This is a genomic window from Yoonia sp. (assembly GCF_017854415.1).
In the GTDB taxonomy this organism is placed as follows: domain Bacteria; phylum Pseudomonadota; class Alphaproteobacteria; order Rhodobacterales; family Rhodobacteraceae; genus Yoonia.
In genome coordinates, this window is sequence record NZ_JAFMHR010000206.1 from 1 (window position 1) to 3247 (window position 3247).

At 54.5% G+C, this 3247-nt stretch carries 4 protein-coding genes and 1 pseudogene; 3 read left to right on the forward strand and 2 right to left on the reverse strand.

The window, feature by feature from the left end; all coding sequences use genetic code 11:
* From QZ197_RS15425 to QZ197_RS15435, 3 genes are all read left to right on the forward strand, one after another.
* Positions 1 to 213 (forward strand): permease (locus QZ197_RS15425; RefSeq protein ID WP_296433067.1); only part of this gene is annotated, 213 nt, incomplete at its 5' end.
* Positions 214 to 228: 15 nt separating this feature from the next.
* Positions 229 to 492: a thioredoxin family protein gene (locus QZ197_RS15430; protein WP_296433068.1), complete on the forward strand. Its 264-nt coding sequence runs from the start codon at positions 229 to 231 to the stop codon at positions 490 to 492.
* Complete coding sequence (locus QZ197_RS15435; protein ID WP_296433070.1) at positions 489 to 734, forward strand: hypothetical protein; 246 nt, start codon at positions 489 to 491, stop codon at positions 732 to 734. The genes QZ197_RS15430 and QZ197_RS15435 overlap by 4 nt, the downstream gene beginning before the upstream one ends.
* Here the strand turns inward: QZ197_RS15435 and sulP are convergent, their stop codons facing one another.
* Together sulP and QZ197_RS15445 are read right to left on the reverse strand one after the other, a co-directional pair.
* Positions 735 to 2477: a sulfate permease gene (gene sulP, locus QZ197_RS15440; RefSeq protein ID WP_296433073.1), complete on the reverse strand. Its 1743-nt coding sequence runs from the start codon at positions 2475 to 2477 to the stop codon at positions 735 to 737. It abuts the gene before it with no gap.
* 11 nt (positions 2478 to 2488) lie between these two features.
* A pseudogene (locus QZ197_RS15445) lies at positions 2489 to 3247 on the reverse strand (NAD(FAD)-dependent dehydrogenase); the annotation flags it as partial.

A 3247-nucleotide genomic window follows, 5' to 3' on the forward strand; every position in this document is an offset into this window, starting at 1 on the left:
CTGCCGATTGCAGAAGCATTGGTGCAAAAGGGCGTAGGGTTGGGAACCGCTTTGACCTTTATGATGGCCGTTACGGCCTTGTCGTTGCCATCAATGATTATGCTCAAGCGGGTTGTTAAGCTGCCGTTGCTGGCCGTGTTCATCGGCGTTGTTACTTTTGGTATCATACTGATTGGCTACATTTTCAACGCCACCGCGCATCTGTTCATCTAGAAAGGAAGATACCGAATGATCATCAAGATACTGGGCTCTGGTTGCAAAAAATGCGTGGCCTTGGCGGAAAATACGAAGGCTGCGTTGCAGGCCGCAGACATAGACGCCGAGATTGAAAAGGTGACCGACATCGTCGCGATTGCAGGCTACGGGATTATGTCCACACCCGGACTTGTGATCGACGAGAAAGTCGTATCAAGCGGACGGGTCTTGAGCACGGCCGAGATTGGCGCATTTCTGAAACCCGCACCAAATAAAAACTCAGGAGGTGTCGCATGACACAGCACAAACACTGCTACGGCACGATGTTTCACGACAGCCTGCACTTTGAGATGAACGACAAAATGCAAGGCAAGGTTTTCGCGTTCGAACTGGATACCGCCGGGTTAGCGCGATCCCAAAAGAGCGTGCAAACCGACATCGCAGAATGGGATGATTGTGTGGCCTGCCCGGAATTTGCCCACTGCTACAAGCTATGCATGGCCAAGCTGGCATTAGAGGCCGCGATATCACATAGCTGACTATGTGTCGGCATGAACGGGCCGATCTGGCTTTAGGCCCGCAAAACACGCGGCCTCGTATTGCGACATAAAGACCTTGCCAGAAAGATGCTCCAGAAAGTGACCATGCTCAAGCCGATCCATAACGGGGCCTTTCACCTCTGATAGGTGCAGTTTTACGCCCATATCTGACAACCGCTCGTTGATCGCCTCTAGTGTTTCCAGCGCACTGAGGTCGATTTCGTTAATGGCGCTGCATTGCAAGATGATGTGTTCGATCTGGTCGTCACCGGCGAGCCGCGCAAGGATCACGTCCTCCAGAAATCGCGCATTGGCGAAATACAGGCTTTCGTCCAATCGCAAGGTCAGGATGCGCGGATCTGTCTGAACCGTGTGGCGGTGGATGTTGCGAAAGTGCTCGGTGCCACGAACCAGCCCGACTTCGGCGATATGAGGACGCGACGAGACATAAAGATGCATCAAGATCGACAGGGCAACTCCGGCGGAAACGCCCGCTTCGACGCCAACTGACAGCGTCACCAAAATTGTCGCAATCACCGCCATGAAATCTGCGCGCGAATAGTCCCAGCTGCGCCGCAAAATACTGAAATCGACAAGGCTAAGTACCGCCACAATGATCGTCGCGGCCAGCGTAGCTTTGGGTAAAAAATAGATAAGCGGGGTCAGCCCGACTGCCGCAATCGCCAGTCCAATTGCAGTAAATGCGCCAGCCGCGGGCGTTCTTGCGCCGGCGTCAAAATTTACAACGGACCGCGAAAACCCACCCGTAACAGGAAAACCGCCCGTAAATGCAGCGCCCAGATTGGCCACGCCAAGACCAATAAGCTCTTGGTTGGGATCGACCCGCTGCCGTTTTTTCGCGGCCAACGTTTGCGCAACTGAAATCGATTCAACAAAGCCGATGACCGAAATCATAAAGGCGGGCAGCACCAGTTGCTGCAGCAAGGCTGGCGAAAAGGATGGCAGCGTAAAGGGAGGCAGGCTTTGCGGAACAGTGCCAACGATCTGCACCCCTGCCTGCGCCAAGTCCAATGTCCAGACAGCGACGGTTGTCGCCAGAACGGCCACAACAGGACCTGCCTTGGTCGCTATATCCGCAGCATTTTCACCCAGACCGATACCGCGCAGCGCAGGCTTTAGCCCTTTGCGCACCCAAAACAAAAATACCGTCGCACCAACACCGATGGCAGCTGTTGGCAAATTTATTTGGGGCAAATGCATCACAACCGACACGATCAGATCCAGCAAGTTGTGCCCTTCTGCATCGATCCCAAAGATGTGGCGCAACTGGCTGGCGGCAATGATTAACCCAGAAGCAGTGATAAAACCGGAAATCACTGGATGCGACAGAAAGTTCGCCAGAAAACCTAACCGGAACAGCCCTAACAATAGCAACATCATCCCCGACAATCCGGCCAAAGATAGGGCGGCAACAGCATAACCCGCAGTACCTTGCTCGACGATATTGCTTAAGGCAGCGGCGGTCATCAGCGACACCACCGCAACGGGGCCAACCGCCAAACTGCGGCTGGTACCAAAGACAGTATACAACAAGATCGGCACGATTGACGCGTATAGCCCTGCCTCTGGCGGCAACCCCGCAAGCAATGCATAGGCAAGCGATTGCGGTATCAGCATGATCGTAACGATCAGGGCCGCGATCAGGTCATCTCCAAAGGTCGCGCGATCATAGTCGCGCGCCCATGTCAGGATCGGCACCAGGCGGATAAGATGATCAGACATTGTTGTTCATGCTAGCGCGCGCTGATTTTTTCGGGCTTCGCCATCCATTCACGCCCTTTCAGCATCGCACGCCAATAAATCGGCGGAAGCAGCTTTTCCTTTAATAGCCACGCCAACCGCGATGGTTGGGTCCCGTCGATCAAGAACTTGGGGAAACTGGGCAGCAAAGCGCCGCCATAGCCGAATTCAGCCAAAACAATCTTGCCGCGTTCAACCGTCAGTGGGCATGATCCATAGCCATTATACTGCGCCACCGGTGCGCGGCCATTGATGTCTGCGACGACGTTTGCCGCGACAATCGGCGCCTGTAGACGAGCCGCCGCGGCAGTCTTGGCATTTGGCGCGTTCATCACATCGCCCAATGACCAGATGTTTTCATAGGTCTTGTGGCGCAGTGTTGACTGATCCACGTCCACCCAGCCTGCCGCATCCGCCAATGGTGAAACCCTGATAAAGTCAGGCGCAGATTGCGGTGGACAGACATGCATCATGTCGAATTCCATCTCGACCCGCTCAACAGGCGTGTCGGGCCTTGCGACGTCGAACCATGCTTTCTTGGCGGGGCCATCAACAGCCACCAGATTGTGGAAGAAGTTTAGCTCAGCACTGTATTTTTTGACGTATTTCTCAAGTGCAGGCACGTAGTCCTTGACCCCGAACAGCACCCCACCAGCGTTGTTGAATTGGATATCAATGTCTTTCAACACGCCGCGCCGGAACCACGCATCACCCGATAAATACATCGCCTTCTGCGGCGCACCTGCGCATTT

What these genes read in the sequence shown, in the direction of transcription:
- QZ197_RS15435 (WP_296433070.1), top strand. Translation starts at nt 489, where the DNA reads ATGACACAGCACAAACACTGCTACGGCACGATGTTTCACGACAGCCTG.
- sulP (WP_296433073.1), bottom strand. Translation starts at nt 2,477, where the DNA reads ATGTCTGATCATCTTATCCGCCTGGTGCCGATCCTGACATGGGCGCGC.
- QZ197_RS15430 (WP_296433068.1), top strand. Translation starts at nt 229, where the DNA reads ATGATCATCAAGATACTGGGCTCTGGTTGCAAAAAATGCGTGGCCTTG.